At 40.0% G+C, this 16819-nt stretch carries 13 protein-coding genes; all 13 read left to right on the top strand.

Translation table 11 applies throughout. The annotated features are described in order from the left end of the window. The first annotated feature begins 6 nt into the window (after positions 1-6). The 13 genes from JWR61_RS25515 to JWR61_RS25575 all read left to right on the top strand — a co-directional run bounded on the left by JWR61_RS25515 (position 7) and on the right by JWR61_RS25575 (position 16799). Positions 7-1032, top strand: coding sequence for a glycosyltransferase (locus JWR61_RS25515; protein WP_301930491.1), 1026 nt, complete (start codon positions 7-9; stop codon positions 1030-1032). Continuing rightward, positions 1025-2143: a hypothetical protein gene (locus tag JWR61_RS25520; protein ID WP_301930492.1), complete on the top strand. Its 1119-nt coding sequence runs from the start codon at positions 1025-1027 to the stop codon at positions 2141-2143. Before JWR61_RS25515 ends, JWR61_RS25520 begins: the two co-directional genes overlap by 8 nt. Before the next feature lie 54 nt (positions 2144-2197). Continuing rightward, on the top strand, positions 2198-3577 hold the full coding sequence (locus JWR61_RS25525) for a hypothetical protein (protein ID WP_301930493.1): 1380 nt from the start codon (positions 2198-2200) through the stop codon (positions 3575-3577). A gap of 92 nt (positions 3578-3669) precedes the next feature. Continuing rightward, complete coding sequence (locus JWR61_RS25530) at positions 3670-4485, top strand: FkbM family methyltransferase (RefSeq protein WP_301930494.1); 816 nt, start codon at positions 3670-3672, stop codon at positions 4483-4485. Between the two features lie 18 nt (positions 4486-4503). Further along, positions 4504-5631: a glycosyltransferase gene (locus JWR61_RS25535; protein WP_301930495.1), complete on the top strand. Its 1128-nt coding sequence runs from the start codon at positions 4504-4506 to the stop codon at positions 5629-5631. A 72-nt stretch (positions 5632-5703) separates the two neighbouring features. Further along, positions 5704-6408 (top strand): hypothetical protein, encoded by a 705-nt coding sequence (locus JWR61_RS25540; protein ID WP_301930496.1) that lies wholly within the window; start codon positions 5704-5706, stop codon positions 6406-6408. Positions 6409-6412: 4 nt separating this feature from the next. Further along, complete coding sequence (locus JWR61_RS25545; protein ID WP_301930497.1) at positions 6413-7009, top strand: hypothetical protein; 597 nt, start codon at positions 6413-6415, stop codon at positions 7007-7009. A 5-nt stretch (positions 7010-7014) separates the two neighbouring features. Continuing rightward, positions 7015-8745: a carbamoyltransferase C-terminal domain-containing protein gene (locus tag JWR61_RS25550; protein WP_301930498.1), complete on the top strand. Its 1731-nt coding sequence runs from the start codon at positions 7015-7017 to the stop codon at positions 8743-8745. Positions 8746-10152: 1407 nt separating this feature from the next. Then, entirely contained in the window at positions 10153-10920 is a 768-nt protein-coding gene (locus tag JWR61_RS25555) for a glycosyltransferase family 2 protein (protein WP_301930499.1), read from the top strand. 30 nt (positions 10921-10950) lie between these two features. After that, positions 10951-11694: a tyrosine-protein phosphatase gene (locus tag JWR61_RS25560; protein WP_301930500.1), complete on the top strand. Its 744-nt coding sequence runs from the start codon at positions 10951-10953 to the stop codon at positions 11692-11694. A 195-nt stretch (positions 11695-11889) separates the two neighbouring features. Continuing rightward, a complete protein-coding gene (locus JWR61_RS25565; protein ID WP_301930501.1) occupies positions 11890-13713 on the top strand; it encodes an ABC transporter ATP-binding protein in 1824 nt (607 codons plus the stop codon). Between the two features lie 1423 nt (positions 13714-15136). Continuing rightward, on the top strand, positions 15137-15598 hold the full coding sequence (locus tag JWR61_RS25570; RefSeq protein WP_290337150.1) for a DUF3276 family protein: 462 nt from the start codon (positions 15137-15139) through the stop codon (positions 15596-15598). Between the two features lie 409 nt (positions 15599-16007). Next, positions 16008-16799 (top strand): polysaccharide biosynthesis/export family protein, encoded by a 792-nt coding sequence (locus tag JWR61_RS25575; RefSeq protein WP_301930503.1) that lies wholly within the window; start codon positions 16008-16010, stop codon positions 16797-16799. Positions 16800-16819: the final 20 nt, after the last annotated feature.

Here is a 16819-nt window from a genome sequence, read left to right on the forward strand (position 1 = left end):
TTGACCATGAAATTATTTGTTGTAGGTTCTGATAAAATATATGCAATAGAAAATTTTTACGTAAAATACCTGAGGGAAAATGGAGTAGAAGTATTTCATTTTACTGCGCAAACTTCCTTTTATGATTATTATCAAAAGAACTTGTTGAATAAGCTAGTTTTTAAATCAGGGCTATCAGGGATTTTAAATAGCATTAATCAAAAGTTTAAGCACTCGGTTACAGCATTTAAGCCCGATGTAATATGGATATTTAAAGGGATGGAAATATTTCCCGGTTCGCTGCAATGGGCAAAAGACCGGCATATTAAGCTGGTAAATTACAATGCAGACAACCCTTTCATTTTTACCGGTAAAGGCAGCGGTAATAAAAATGTAACAAGGTCTATTCCCCTGTTTGACATGCACCTCACTTACAACACGGCTGTAAAAAAAGAAATGGAATCTTTCTATGGGATACCAACGGAGATACTCCCTTTTGGTTTTGATATTGATGGGGCGTTGTTTGAAAAATGTATACAACAACAAGAGATTTTAAAGGCCTGTTTCCTGGGTAATCCCGACCCGTCCAGGGCCCTGTTTTTAGAACATCTTGCCGCTGGGGGTATTGCTATAGATGTGTTTGGAAATGACTGGGAAAAATTTGTGCGCCATCCCAATATATTTACCCATAGCCCGGTATACGGTGATGAGTTGTGGCTTACTTTGCACCGGTACCGGGTACAACTCAATTTAATGCGGTTACACAATCCTGATACGCACAACATGCGTAGTTTCGAATTGCCCGGGGTGGGGGCCATCCAGCTGGCTCCTGACACGATAGATCATCAAACGTACTTTGAGCCGGGAAAAGAAATATTTGTTTACAATGATGTGGCGGACTGTATTGTCCAAATAAATAAATTACTATGCCTGCCGGCAAATGAAGCAGCAGTCATTCGATATAACGCAAGACAGAGGTCGTTAAATTCAGGCTATCAATATAGAGACAGGGCGGTGCAGGCTTTGCAACTAATTCAAAAGCAACTTGGGTAACCTCACTATCATCCATTTTAGTCCGCTGGAACTGTATCCGCCTGTACAAAATTTTATTCGCACCATGGAAAAAAATACGGGCGAAAATAAAATAACCGTATTTACAACAACAGGTACTTTTAAAGAGCTTGATTTATTTGTACCCTTTAATACAGCCATCCGCATTGTTCGATTAGGTAAATCAGGACAGGGTATAAATTCCTTTAGCCGGTTACATAGTTATATGTTATTTTATTTTGGTTGCATCTCACACCTGGCCATCAGAAGACCTAAGAAGATTTTGTATTACGAGACAATTTCTTCTTTTCCCGCCTGGTTTTACCGTCGTTTTTTTAATAGAACCGTTGAGCTGTTTATTCACTACCATGAATATACAAGTCCGGCAGAATATCAAAGTGGTATGAAATTGACGAAGTTGTTTCACCGATTGGAAAAATGGTTATATCCCCGGGCCAAATGGGTGTCTCACACCAATAATTACCGGATGGAATTGTTTGAAACGGACATATACCCAATAAAAATTACTAATAAACAGGTGGTGCCAAACTATCCTCCGCACGCTTGGTTTAAGAGGGCAAAAGTACATGTGGAAGAACCTGTTAAAGTTGTATATACAGGATCTTTGAGTATGGATACCATGTACACAAAGGAGTTTGCAAATTGGGTGCTGGCACAAAACGGGCAGGTTACCTGGCACGTGTATGCTTATAATATAACCCCTGATGCAAAAGCATTTCTGGAATCTGCCGGTACAAATAATATTGTTTTGAAAGAAGGTGTGAATTATGGTGAATTACCGTGTATTTTGCAGCAATACGATGCGGGTGTAGTATTGTATAAAGGGCATATTTCTAACTATGTTTATAATGCTCCTAATAAAGTATTTGAATATTGTGTTTGCGGGCTGGATGTTTGGTTTCCGTTTGTAATGAAAGGAACTTTTCCTTACAAAACGGTAAATTCTTATCCCAAAGTTATACCTGTAGACTTCAGTAATTTAAAAGGTTTTAATATGCAGGATGCAGTAAATAAAGACAGGCTTCAATTCATTGAACCGCATTATTTTTGTGAGGAGGCATTTGAATGTCTGATTGCCGACTTTTGCAAATGAACGATTCAATACAAATTTCCTGAAAGCAATTATCAGTATATATTGATCTGAACAATGGAATCTCTTTTCAACAACAATTTTAAATGGTTTTTTTACCTTGGTCTTATTTTTATAATCAGGGTATTGTGGGTTGACCTTAGCTGGTTAAGTTATTTCGCCCTATGTATTACACTTTACCAATTCTTGCTTTTATTCTTCGCCATGGGGTCGGTACTTCCTTTGCGATACCTCACCGGCGCATTGATGTGCCTGCAAATGTTGCTGGGCCCCACTTTTGCCTATAACGGACTGGATGCATACCAGTCATTTTCATACAAGATGAAAATACCTGAAACTGATTATTTTACTTATGTTTTACCTGCCGTAATTTGCTTTATTTGGGGACTGCACGTTACTGCAGGCAGGCTTAAAGGAGAACAATTGAATCAGAAAGCCATCGCAGATTTTGTAGATTCGTCTGGTGATATGGCGTATTGGTTTATTGGGATAGGTTTTGTATCAAGTATCATATCAAGTTACTTTTCGACAGATTTGGGTTTTGTTTTTTACCTGTTGAGCAGCTTTAAATTTGTAGGGGCTTTTATGCTTTTACTCAGCAACAAGCAACTTAAAACCGGATTGTTGGTACTGGTTTTTGGCTCCATTGTTATATCATCACTGGGTGAGGCTATGTTTCATGATTTATTGACCTGGGTCATATTTATCGGGTCAGTAGTGGCAATAAAATATAAACCGAATATGGTTGTAAAAGCATCTGTTGCGGTTGGTTTTATTTTAGTATCTGTAGTTATACAGCAATTAAAAGGGGACTACAGAAAATCTGCCTGGGGAGAAGGCAATAGTGGCCTGGACGCTTTTGAGAAAGTGTATGATAGCAAGCAGGAAAAAAATGGAATTTTCGATTTTGGTAGTCTTGCACAAAGCAATGTCCGCATTAACCAGGGGTTCATTATAACCAATGTAATGAAAAATGTTCCCGAAAGAGTTCCTTATGCAGAAGGGGCTGAATTATACCAAATACTGGAAGCTGCTTTTTTACCAAGAATATTAGCCCCCAATAAATTAAATGCCGGGGACCGTACCATTTTTATGAAGTACTCTGGTATGCAACTTAAGCAGGGGACATCTATGGGTTTAAGTTCAGTAGGGGACGCTTACATCAATTTTGGAATAATAGGAGGTTGTTTTTTTATGTTCCTCTTAGGTCTTTTTTTCAGTACGGTATTGAACAATTTCTATAAACATAGCTTCAATTACCCTGTATTGCTTTTATTTGTACCATTGGTTTTTTATTATCCCATCAGGGCGGATTGTGAGTTGCAAACTTCGCTCGGGCATCTGGTAAAGTCAACCTTTCTTGTATATGTGGTAATACAATTTTGGAAGTACGAATTTAAACGTATCAAAAGTCCGGCAGATGTGCAGGCAACCTGAATTTTAAAAAGCGAGGTTATATTATCTTCACGCCTGCACCTGCACTTTGCAAATCACCGGGGAATATCATCCTGAATTAACACTAGAATTTAATGCCAAATCTATTTCTTCGGTTTTACAGACAATTGCCTGCATTTAAAGGAAAACTAAGCCTGGGCAGGATACTTTTTAAAAAACTGATCAATCAGGATACTCCAATACAACTGAAAGCGCATCAACAGATAAAATATAACATACCTAATACAATTGAAAGTCTGGGTGTAGAATTATTATTTAATGGGATTTATGAAAAAGACATGGTTGCGTTTTTACAAAATCATTTAAAGCCAGGAGATATTTATTTTGACATAGGTGCTAATATTGGCGCGCTTGGAATGCCGGTCATTAAAAAAAAGAAGAACGTAAAGTACTTCGGTTTTGAAGCCTCTCCAACTACTTTTGAGTATTTAAAATTAAATTTTCAGCAGAATAATTTTCACCATTATGAGCTTCATAATAACCTTGTTTATGAATGCGATAATTTTTCAACAAAATTTTATGAAACTGACAAGTATGGAGAAGGTTCATTAGCGCCCACATTTACCGATCATTATGTTTTTGTAAACTCGGTTACTTTAGATACTTTTTGCATCGAAAGAAATTTAACGCGTATTAACCTGATGAAAGTTGATGTACAAGGTTTTGAATTATCTGTTTTTAAGGGTATGAAGCAACTCTTGCTAAATAAAAAAGTTGACAATATTTTATTCGAATTCGAGCACTGGGCAGAGGAATGGGCAGGTGTTGAAAAGGGTGCAGCACAACAGTTTTTATTGGATATGGGGTATCACTTATTTGACATTAAGGGCAAAAGATTAACTGAGATTGTAGTGTTTGGTCAAACCATGATTTGGGCAAGGCCCGCATAACTTAACAAAGAGAAATTATTGATAACCATCTTCATTACTATACCCTGGTTTCATCCCGCTTACAAAGCAGGAGGTCCGGTACAGTCTGTTGCAAACCTTGTTAACGAATACGCTGCCCCTGGTATAAAATTCTATATTTACTGCGGCAACACAGATCTTGATGGCAATGTACTAAACGGAGTTGCTTTTGATGAATGGGTTAGTTACAATCAGCATACTCAGGTTTGGTATACATCATCTAAAAAGCGGGAAATAATACAACTGCTGGTTGACCAGGTGAAACCGGATATGCTGTTCATTAATGGAATATACGGCGTGCATTTTACTATGGTACCATTGCTTTTTTGTAAGGCACCCCGTAAAATAATTTCTGTGCGGGGGATGTTGCATTCCGGAGCTTTGAACCAGAAAGCATTGAAGAAAAAGGCGTGGCTGCTGGGCTGGAAGTTGTTGGGTATTCACCGCAGGTACCAGTTTCACGCAACCAACGAAGAGGAGAAAGGGTTTATACAAAAACAGTTTGGAAATAAGACTAAAATATTTATAGCCGAAAATTTCCCAAGATCATTTAATCTGAAGACTCCTGCGAAAAAAGAGGTTGGCCATTTAACCCTCGTGTCAGTTGGCATTGTCAGTGCCATGAAAAATTACCTGTTGGTATTACAAGCAATGGCAGCTTGTAAAGTAGCTATTGAATACCACATTTATGGGTCAGTTAAAGATGAATTGTATTGGCAAAGTTGTTTGAATGTAATAAACAGGTTACCAGCAAACATCAAAGTGCTTCATAAAGGAGATATACAGCCGTCAAAAGTGGAGGCTATGTTATCGGCCTACCAGGTATTCATTCTACCAAGTAAGAGCGAAAATTTCGGTCATGCGATTTATGAAGCGCTTAGTTCAGGCACACCGGTCATTACCAGTCACAATACCCCCTGGAATGGCCTTGAAGCTGCGATGGCGGGTAAAAATGTTTCCCTGGAAATTGAACCAATTACCAATGCCATCAATTTTTTTGCAGCATTGAATAATAAGGAGTATCAGCAATGGTCCACTGGTTCGGCAGTATATGCTGCAAAAGCAATTGATCTTGACAAAATACAGGAAGCGTATTCCATCATGTTTCAGCAAGGAACTGATGTTTAGTTCGGTGAACAGTGAGGGACAATAGTGAATGGTCAAAACAAAAACAATCAGTGGTCGGTACACCGGTGAAGCATGAGTAAATTAACAAAAAAGATGCTTGCTGCTTTTGGTAAAACTGCCATTGGACGAACCTTCAATAATATCCGTTTCAAAAATAAATTTGTCAATGCAGCCGGTTATTGGGAAAAAAGGTATTTCAATCAAGGCACATCCGGTAACGGGTCTTATGGCGACAGTGCTGTTTATAAAGCGAACATCATTAACCAATTTATAAGCGAACATCATATTGAACAGGTGACTGATTTTGGTTGTGGCGATGGCAACCAGTTACAGTACTTTCAATTTCCGCGTTATATCGGGCTGGATGTTTCTGCAACAGCTTTAAAAAAATGTACCGATCTTTTCAAGGCTGATTCCACTAAAACATTTGTTCTATATAATCCGGGTGTTTTTCTAAGCCAGCTAGACTTATTCAGGTCTGAATTGGTGTTATCATTGGATGTAATTTATCATCTGGTTGAAGCAAAGGTTTTTGAAGAATATATGCACCACCTGTTTGCATGTTCAACAAGGTTTGTAATTATTTACGCCTGGGATGTAAAAGGCAAACAAAACTTTCACGTAAAGCACCAGGAATTTACAAAATGGATATCGAAACATCAAACAGCTTGGTTCTTAAAACAGAAAATTGAACCCCTCCACTTGCCGGGCGCATGTGATTTTTTTATTTACGAAAAATGTTCTGATACAAGTTCAACAGGATTAAATCATTTATAAGAACATGGTGCTGATAAGGGATAAAAGTTTTCTAAGGTATGCAGCCAAATTCCTGGTCGCTTTCTGTATTTTATATTATGGAACCATTGCTGTTATAGGGTTGGCCACTCCCGGCAATCATTACATTCCTCTTATTGATCACTATTTTGCTTATTACCGTTGGCTGCGGGAGTCTCTTTTATACGGTTCAAAATTTTTATCAAAGTTGTCCGGCTATACAGTTGATATTTTACCCCCAAATTATCTTTTCATAAGAGGTGGCAAAGGAGTCATGATTGCTTATGATTGTCTAGGCTATGGCGTAATCAGTTTTTGGATCGCTTTTGTTTTTGCCAACAGCTCAGGTGTAAAGACAAAATTAGCCTGGATGCTGTCAGGCACTGCAGCCTTATGGCTGATAAACGTTGCCAGGATAACTGCGTTTTTAATTGCCCACAACCACAACTGGCCAATGCCCCTTGGCTTGGATCACCATACCTGGTTTAACATCGCCTCCTACGTGCTGATATTTTGCATGATCTGGTTTTATGACAAAAAGAATAATACTACCAACAATATTACCTCCCAAAATTTAACTGAAGCTACTAACCCGGATAAATAAATTAAATGATCATTATCGGAATCAACGCTTACCATGCGGATGCATCGGCGGCCATTTTTGTAAACGGCCAACTGATTGCAGCCATCGAAGAAGAGCGGTTTACAAGAGTAAAACATTGGGCCGGCTTTCCGGCATTATCTATACAATTTTGCTTACAGGAAGCAGGCATCGGGTTCGACCAGGTCAATTATTTTGCCATCGGCCGTGACCCCAAAGCCAAGTTGTTGAAAAAGTTACTGTACCTGGCGAAGCATCCTTCGGGTAGTATTGGTGTGGTTAAAGACCGTTTTGCCAACAGCAAAAAAGTAGCTTCAATCGAAACAGAACTGGCCAGTATTTCAGGCAAGCCGGAAGCCTTTTTTGCCGGAAAGATCAGGCAGGTAGAGCATCACCGCAGTCATATAGCCTCCGCTTTTTTTGCATCACCCTTTGATAAAGCAGCCTGCTGCAGCATTGATGGGTCAGGCGATTTTACCACCACTATGATCGGCACCGGTAATGGCAATGATATTACCATATTGGATTCTGTAGACTTTCCGCATTCGCTGGGTATTTTTTATACCGCTTTTACGCAACTGCTCGGCTTTCCGCATTATGGTGATGAGTATAAGGTAATGGGCATGGCGCCGTATGGGCAACCGTTACACACGGAACAATTAACAAAAGTAATTCAGCTTACAGATAATGGTTTATTTAAACTTGACCTTAGTTATTTCAGGAGCGCTGTACAGGGTGTGATTAGTTATGGAGATAATAACGTGCCGGTAGTAGCGTCCATGTACAGCGAAAAAATGGTGGATTTGTTTGGCGAGCCACGTAAGCCGGAGGAGCCGCTGACACAATATCATAAAGACCTGGCCGCTTCGGTACAACGGACTACCGAAACAGTGATTTTTCATATCCTGGAAAGCCTGCACAAAAGAACTGGTTTGGAGAACGTATGTATTGCCGGGGGAGTTGCACAAAACAGTGTGGCCAACGGAAAGATTACCAGCAATACCGGTTTCAAAAACGTGTACATTCCTTCGGCAGGTCATGATGCCGGTATTTCGATGGGTGCTGCCTTGTATGTACAGCACCAGCTGGAAAAAATGTCCCGGCAACCCGCCATTATGAGCGCCTACACCGGCAGCCATTTTACCAACGAACAGATTAAACAGTTATTAACCGGCAGGGGGATTGCTTTTACAGAATACTCTGATGCTGACCTCTATGACACCATCTCCAACTGCCTGGTTAACGGCGGGGTAGTAGGGTGGTTTAGCGGCCGGGCAGAATTTGGACCGAGGGCACTTGGAGGACGGTCGATTATTGCGGACCCCCGCAGGGCTGACGCCAAAGCGATACTGAACACCAAAATAAAACGCAGGGAAAGTTTTCGCCCGTTTGCACCCTCCATTCTAAAAGAGTATGTAGCTGAGTTTTTTGAAAAAACAGAAGAAGTGCCTTTTATGGAAAAAGTGTTCCGTATAAAAACAGACAAACAATCCCTCATACCCGCGGTTACGCATGCGGATGGTACGGGCAGGTTGCAGACTGTAGATAAAAATATCAGTCCACGCTATTACGCCCTCATTGAAGCCTTCCGGCAAAAAACGGGCATCCCCATTTTATTGAATACTTCTTTTAACGAAAACGAACCGATTGTAAATCAACCGGAAGAGGCGTTGAATTGTTACCTTAGAACCAGTATGGATATGCTGGTGATGGAGAATATTATTGTGAATTCGAGGTAGGAGGCAGTTTTCTTTTCATTGTTAGGTTCGCAGTTGTCTTATTTAATCGCAGACCTCTCTTTACTTTTTTTGTCTTGGACACAAAAAAAGTAACAAAAAAAAGTCAAGGCAGCAACGAATACAGCCCGTTGCTGCCGTGTAGCTTTGTTGAGCTCTTGTGCATAGTAGTTTCAGCTTTGGTAATTCTATTGTTAGGATTGTTACAGCCCGGGTATAGATAACTGTTTTTCTGTTTATTGGTGCAAGTTCTGCGTGTTGTGTGTAGGTCAGCAGTTCTTTTATTTAACCATTCTTTGCTTTTTTTGTCTTGACACAAAAAAAGTAACAAAAAAAGTCAAGGCAGCAACGAATACCGCCCGTTGCTGCCGTATAGCTTTGTTGAACTTTTGTGTGTGGTAATTTCAGCTTGGTAATTCTATTGTTAGGGTTGTTACAGCCCAGGTGTAGATAACTGTTTTCTGTTTATTATTTCAGTTTTATGCATTGTTTTCAGGTCAACAACTCTTTTCTTTAATTGCAGACTAGTCTTTACTTTTTTTGTCTTGACACAAAAAAAGTAACAAAAAAAAGTCAAGGCAGCAACGAATACAGCCCGTTGCTGCCGTATAGCTTTGTTGAACTTTTGTGCATGGTGATTTCAGCTTTGGTAATTCTATTGTTAGGATTGTTACAGCCCGGGTATAGATAACTGTTTTTCTGTTTATTGGTGCAAGTTCTGCGTGTTGTGTGTAGGTCAGCAGTTCTTTTATTTAACCGCAGACCATTCTTTCCTTTTTTTATCTTGACATAAAAAGAGGAACAAAAAAAGTCACGTCAGCAAGGAATACAGCCCGTTGCTGACGTATAGCTTTATTGAGCTCTTGTGCATAGTAATTTCGGCTTGGGTAATTCTACTCTTAGTTTTGTTACAGCCGGAGTATAAATAAACTCTTGCTGATTTATTGGTAGAAGTGCCAGGAGGAAAAAATCGGCTCCTGGCAAGCGGAGCCACCCCAATCAAACGCGGTTGATAAACTAATAAGCTGCAAATCGTCCTTCTCCTTCAGGAGAAGGTGCCCCGCGGGCGGATGAGGTTGCAACGCCAGTTGAAACCCTGCAGAATTTGTAAAAATTCCATTATGGACAGTTTTCATGCAAGTCTGTGAAATACCATCGCTGCCCTGGTAAAAGAAAGGAATACAATCTTTACATGAAGCTGAAATTTGTGTTTGAATGATGCAGTGTAGTGTAAGTCGCACTTATACAATTCCATCTCATGAACTACTCAGCATTTCTTCCGGTGCTTCGCTAACATGCATATTATATTGCTTTAAATATTTGTATCGATAAATAAATGTTTTCTCTGCCTATTGTTTAAATTTGGTGACAAATTAAAATTTATCTCTTATTAAAGAGGGTAAATCTGCAATGAAAGTCACACTGCTTACAGTAACGTATAATTCTGAAAACTACCTGGAAGAATGTATCAATTCTGTCATAGGACAAACACATCCCGACATTGAACATATTATTGTAGATGCAGCTTCAACCGATGGCACACTGGAAATTATCCGGAAATACAATGGCCACATTGCGCAATGGGTTTCTGAAAAAGACAATGGTATGTATGATGCCATCAACAAGGGAATTACAATGGCTACCGGTGGTATCATTGGTATACTCAACAGTGACGACAAACTGGCGGCGCCTGACGTGATAAGTGATATTGTTCATTGTTTTACTGATCAGCACGTGGATGCGGTATATGGTGACCTGGTATATGTAGAAAAAAAGAACACCTCCCGCGTGCTGCGGTACTGGAAAGGGTTTAGTTATAAACGATACCGGTTTAATTATGGCTGGATGCCGGCACATCCCACTTTTTATGTACGAACGAGCCTGATTGCAGACCTTGGAGGATATGAATCGCATTATTATACGGCAGCAGATTATGAATTTATGGCCCGCTACCTGTACCGGTTTCGTATTAATGCCCGGTACCTGCCCAAACTGATTGTAAAGATGCGGAGCGGAGGGCAAAGCAATAAAACCCTTGCCATCCGGCTGAGGGCCAACAGGCGGGATTACCTGGCCATGAAAAAAAATAAAATACCTTTTCCTTTAACGGCGTCTATTTTAAAACCGATCATCAAACTGCACCAGTATTATTATACTTTTTTTCGTAAAAATATTTAGTCACGTTTTTTCTGATTCTCTTTCTATACTATGTTCGATTTTTTTAAGTCTGCCAATAAGCGTACTGTTTATGACACGCTGCCTTTTACAACAGACATCCATTCCCATATTCTGCCGGGCATTGATGACGGATCTCCGGATATCGATACATCGCTGCAACTGGTAAGGGGTATTTATGAGCTGGGCATCAGGGAAACGGTGGCGACGCCGCACGTTATTTGCGATTTATACCGCAATACGCCCGACACGATTCACAATGCGCTTGCACAATTGACTGCGGCCTGTGCCCGCAACAGCATGGATATAAAAATAACCGCTGCGGCCGAATACATGCTGGATGATTATTTTGTGCAATTGTTAAAAGGCCCGGCACCGCTGCTCACCATTTATAACAATATTATTTTAACCGAGCAACCTTTTGCATCGCCATCACCCAACGTTCACCGTATTGCCTTTGAAATTGTTACCTCGGGCTATCGCCCCATTATGGCGCATCCGGAGCGGTATCATTTTTACCATGATGATTACAGTGCTTATGGCACGCTAAAAGACATTGGCTTTTTATTACAGGTAAACCTGCTGTCCCTCACCGGGTATTACGGCAAACCGGTGGCTAAAGCAGCCAGGTACCTTGTTGAAAATAACCTGGCCGACCTGGTAGGTACTGATATGCACCATACACGTCACCTGGATATGCTGAAAGACAAAAAGAACCTGCAAACACTGAATGAACTGTTGGGTAAAAAGAAGTGGAATAACCTGGCGGAGATATGAGGATGGGCAATGGTGAATAGTGAATGGTCAATAGGCAATGGTCAATAGGCAATAGGCAATGGTCAATAGGCAATAGTCAATAGACAATAGACTATCGACCAGTGGGCACTCACCATTCACTATTGACCATTGACTATTCACCACTCGCCACTCACCACTCACAATTTTCCGTCCCGTTTTCTTTAATTTTACACAATGAAATACCTGGCATCTCTTAATCCGTATTTTTGGAAATACCGTGTGCGGCTACTACTGGGCATCTTGTTTATTATCCTCAGTAACTATTTTAAAATACTCGCCCCCCAGCTTACCGGGTATGTGGTAAATACAGTAGTGCAAAAAGCGGGTGGTGAGGCGGCACGTCTTGCCGGGGAGCAAAAAAAATACGATTTCATTGTATATAAAATCATCACAGTACTTGATTCAAAGAGTTTTGGACAACAATTTTTATGGTGCGGTATCACCTTACTGGTAATGGCCATCATCAGTGGTGTGTTTATGTTTTTTATGCGGCAAACCATCATCGTAATGAGCAGGCTGATTGAGTATGACCAGAAGAACCAGGTGTTTACCCATTACCAGCAACTGGACAGCAGTTTTTATAAAACCCACAGCACGGGCGACCTGATGAACCGTATATCTGAAGACGTAAGCAGGGTGAGAATGTATGTAGGCCCGGCCATTATGTATTTTATCAACCTGGCAGCGGTGCTGGGGTTCAGTATTTTTTTTATGCTGAAATCAAGCCCTAAATTAACGCTGGTTGCACTTTCGCCACTGCCCATACTGGCCATTACTATTTATTTTGTAAATACAATCATCCATAAAAAGAGCGAACGGATACAGGCGCTGTTAAGCGACCTTACCACCAATGCTCAGGAGTCTTACAGCGGCATCAGGGTGATTAAATCATTTGTACAGGAAAAAGCCATGCTTGGTTTCTTTGCCAAAAACAGTGAAGCATATAAAAAAAATGCGCTCAGCCTGGCCAAAACGGAAGCCATTTATTTTCCCAGTATGGCATTGCTGATTGGCGTGAGTACCTTGATCACTATCCTGGTAGGCGCGCTGGATGTGATCAAAGATCCTGCACATAACACGGTTGGTACCATCGCCGAATTTGTGATGTATATACAGATGCTTACTTTCCCCGTAAGCGCCATCGGCTGGACGGCCAGTATGACGCAACGGGCAGCCGCATCCCAAAAACGCATCAACGAATTTTTAGACACGAAGGCTGATATACAATTACCTGGTAATGCAGCCCGGCCTCCGCTGAATACATCCATCCTGCTGGATAAGGTAAATTTCACTTACCAGCACACGGGCATTCAGGCGTTAAAAGATTTTTCACTGCGCATCAATGCCGGAGAAAAAATTGCCATCATTGGTAAAACAGGTTCCGGTAAATCTACCGTAGCACAATTGCTGCTGCGTATGTACGACGCCGACAGTGGCCTGATTACCTATGGCGGGGTACCGATATCCCGGATAGATACAGCCTACCTGCGCAGCAATATCAGTTATGTGCCGCAGGATGTTTTTTTGTTCAGTGAAACCATTGAAAACAATATCGGTTTTGGTGTAGCGGCTGCAACAAATCAGCAGGTTGTACAGGCAGCCCGCCAGGCACATATTGCAACAGAAATAGAACAGTTTCCGGCCGGATACGAAACCATGATAGGGGAGCGGGGTGTAACCCTGAGTGGCGGGCAAAAACAACGGATATCCATCGCAAGGGCACTTATTAAAGATCCTTCCATTGTGATTTTTGATGACTGCCTCAGTGCCGTAGATGCTAAAACAGAAAAAGCGGTGCTCAACAACCTGAACATCTACCTCCGGGATAAAACGGCTATTATTATTACGCACCGTATTTTTTCGCTCTTTGATTTTGATACAATCATTGTATTGGATGACGGCAGGATTGTGGAGCAGGGAAAGCATGAAACCTTGCTGCAGCAGAAAGGCTACTATGCAGAAATGTACGCCCGGCAACAGCAACAGGCACATCATTGATGCGTTGTTGTGATTGTGGAGACTGCATAAAATATTTAAATCGCAGATCTCTTAAGAATTACTGCCTCATTCTGTTTGTAAAGATTGAGCAGTCAGATCGCAGTTTCATTGAATTAATTGTTGTTTCTCTCTTTACTTTTTTTGTCTTTGACACAAAAAAAGTAACAAAAAAAAGTCAAGTCAGCAATGAATACAGCCCATTGCTGCCATACAGCTTTGTTGGGCTTTTGTGCATAGTGATTTCAGCTTTGGTAATTCTACTGTCAGGATTGTTACGGCCGAAGTATAAATAAAAGTCTGATTATTATTAGTGTAATCCAGAAGCTATTTTTTTAGTTTTTTTGATTTGTATAGATTGGATATTGGGATCGCAAGTCTTTTATTTGATCAATGATTCTTCTTTACTTTTTTTGTCTTGAACACAAAAAAAGTAACAAAAAAAAGTCAAGGCAGCAACGAATACAGCCCGTTGCTGCCGGGTAGCTTTGTTGGGCTTTTGTGCATAGTAATTTCAGCTTTGGGAATTCTACTGTTAGAATTGTTACGGCCGAAGTATAAATAAAAGTCTTATTATTATTAGTGTAATCCAGAAGCTATTTTTTTAGTTTTTTTGATTTGTATAGATGGATATTGGGATCGAAAGTCTTTTATTTGATCAATGATTCTTCTTTACTTTTTTGTCTTGAACACAAAAAAAGTAACAAAAAAAAGTGAAGGCAGCAATGAATACAGCCCATTGCTGCCGGGTAGCTTTGTTAAACTTTTGTACATGGTAATTTCAGCTTTGGTAATTCTACTGTTAGGATTGTTACGGCCGAAGTATAAATAAAAGTCTTATTATTATTAGTGTAATCCAGAAGCTATTTTTTTAGTTTTTTTGATTTGTATAGATTGGATATTGGGATCGAAAGTCTTTCATTTGATCAATAATTCTTCTTTACTTTTTTTGTCTTGAACACAAAAAAAGTAACAAAAAAAAGTGAAGGCAGCAACGAATACAGCCCGTTGCTGCCGGGTAGCTTTGTTAAACTTTTGTACATGGTAATTTCAGCTTTGGTAATTCTACTGTCAGGATTGTTACCGACAAAGTATAGATAATCGCCTTTTATTTTTAAACTTCTGCTTTCTTATTTAATAGTATTCACCTGTTTACTTTTTTCTTGAAAAAAAAGTCAAGGCAGCAACAAATCCAGCCGGTTGCTGCCGGGTAGCTTGTGTATGGTGATTGCAGTTTTGGTAATTCAGCTTTAAACTTGTTGCGACCAACATATAGATGAAAGCCTTTGTGAATAGCTTCACTTACTATACTGCAACATTCTATAAATGCCCTTTTGCAGGTTTATTTTGCTATTTGGAAAACAATTTTATCTTTGCTGAGTATCTGATTATTTAGTAACATCTTTTAATAAAAAATTTTATAACTGTGGCGTACGACAACAATGACAAAAAAATGGAAAGCGTTTATAGCAAACGTATCAGGGCTGGCAAAAGAAGAACCTATTTTTTTGATGTTAGAGAAACCAGGGGAAGTGACTATTATCTCACTATTACAGAAAGCCGCAAACGTTTTGACTCCGACGGGTATGACAGGCATAAAATTTTTCTTTACAAAGAAGACTTCAATAAATTTATTAAAGGGTTGGCAGAAGCCATTGACCATGTTAAAACAGAGTTGATGCCTGATTTTGACTTTGATGCCTTTAATCATGATACACCTTACGAAGGCGAGGATGGACAACCTTCCACCTTTGCTGCTGAAAATGAACCCGCCACGACAGCAGCGCCCCTTGCAGTTACAGACAGTGAACCAGTTGCTGTGACAGCCCCGGTAACAGAACAGCCTCCGCTTGATAATGGCAGTACGGAAGAAGTGGACAAATGGTAATATTATACGCTGCTATATAGTTAGTTCAACTTCTGGTACGATGTTGGCTATTGCTCCCGCATAAGTGGTAATTGGGGATGTTTATAAGGAACCGGTCCGGTTTTTTCTGAACATCGTGCGACTTATAGTTGTGGTATGGTCGTAACATTCGGTAACAATTAATAAATATGGGGTTTTTGGAATGTTGATCAATTATTACTATTTTTGACCAATAGTAATGAACACTTACTTAATTACACTCTGATCCAAATCTTACCTAAAGACCGGTTACTACCGCATTGCTTCATGTGTTACCCTGATTCCTACGAATATCCCCATTAATGGTCTTGATGAGCCATATGTAATATTGATAGTTGGTTGGCGTTCCCAATAAAATGATACTTATTTCGTTTGGAAATAATAATAAAAAATGATGTACAGAAAATATGTAAACTTTTGGCTGCTGGCTGGTTCTATGCTTTTTATGGTAGCCTGCACCAATACAAAGAAGACAACTTATTTCAATAACGCCCAGGATGCTGTTATTGTTCCTAATTTGTCGGATACAATAATGCCAATCATTCAAAAAAATGATATCCTGAGCATTACTATTACCAGTCCCAATGAAAAGGCATCTGCTTTATTTAATTTGCCCAACAGCTCTTTCAACAGCAGCACAGTAACCAGCACCAATGGCCAGAGTGGGGCCGGGTATCTGGTTAACTCCGAAGGATATATCCAGGTACCGGGCCTTGGAGCAATAAAAGTTGCAGGACGGACCAGCAATGAGGTGAAAAATATAATTATAGATATGCTGACTGATAAGAAATTGTTGTTGGACCCTATCGTCAACATCAGGCATTTAAATTATGAAGTAACTGTATTAGGTGAAGTTGGTAAGCCAGCTGTGATAAATGTTCCCAGTGAAAAAATATCGCTTTTAAAGGCTATTGGCTTAGCGGGTGATATTACCATTTTTGGAAAAAAAGACAATGTGCTGCTGATACGCGAAATAAGTGGAAAGCGGGTAGTTAAACGCGTTAATTTGAACGAAGCCAGTTTTCTTACCTCTCCCTATTATTACCTGCAACCCAACGATTTGGTGTATGTAGAAGCGAATAAAGAAAAGGTGGCTTCAGCAAGTTCGTTCAGGCAAACGCTTCCGACATTATTGTCGGCGCTATCTGTGGTATTGATTACGCTGCAATTATTAAAAAAATAGTATTACACTGATAAAATACA

It is taken from the genome of Ferruginibacter sp., assembly GCF_028288465.1.
Taxonomy (GTDB): Bacteria; Bacteroidota; Bacteroidia; order Chitinophagales; family Chitinophagaceae; genus Ferruginibacter.

Excerpts from the sequence above, each read along its gene's own strand:
- JWR61_RS25530 (WP_301930494.1), top strand. The coding sequence starts at position 3,670 with ATGCCAAATCTATTTCTTCGGTTTTACAGACAATTGCCTGCATTTAAA.
- JWR61_RS25565 (WP_301930501.1), top strand. The coding sequence starts at position 11,890 with ATGAAATACCTGGCATCTCTTAATCCGTATTTTTGGAAATACCGTGTG.
- JWR61_RS25560 (WP_301930500.1), top strand. The coding sequence starts at position 10,951 with ATGTTCGATTTTTTTAAGTCTGCCAATAAGCGTACTGTTTATGACACG.
- JWR61_RS25540 (WP_301930496.1), top strand. The coding sequence starts at position 5,704 with ATGAGTAAATTAACAAAAAAGATGCTTGCTGCTTTTGGTAAAACTGCC.
- JWR61_RS25515 (WP_301930491.1), top strand. The coding sequence starts at position 7 with ATGAAATTATTTGTTGTAGGTTCTGATAAAATATATGCAATAGAAAAT.
- JWR61_RS25575 (WP_301930503.1), top strand. The coding sequence starts at position 16,008 with ATGATGTACAGAAAATATGTAAACTTTTGGCTGCTGGCTGGTTCTATG.
- JWR61_RS25545 (WP_301930497.1), top strand. The coding sequence starts at position 6,413 with ATGGTGCTGATAAGGGATAAAAGTTTTCTAAGGTATGCAGCCAAATTC.
- JWR61_RS25555 (WP_301930499.1), top strand. The coding sequence starts at position 10,153 with ATGAAAGTCACACTGCTTACAGTAACGTATAATTCTGAAAACTACCTG.
- JWR61_RS25550 (WP_301930498.1), top strand. The coding sequence starts at position 7,015 with ATGATCATTATCGGAATCAACGCTTACCATGCGGATGCATCGGCGGCC.
- JWR61_RS25525 (WP_301930493.1), top strand. The coding sequence starts at position 2,198 with ATGGAATCTCTTTTCAACAACAATTTTAAATGGTTTTTTTACCTTGGT.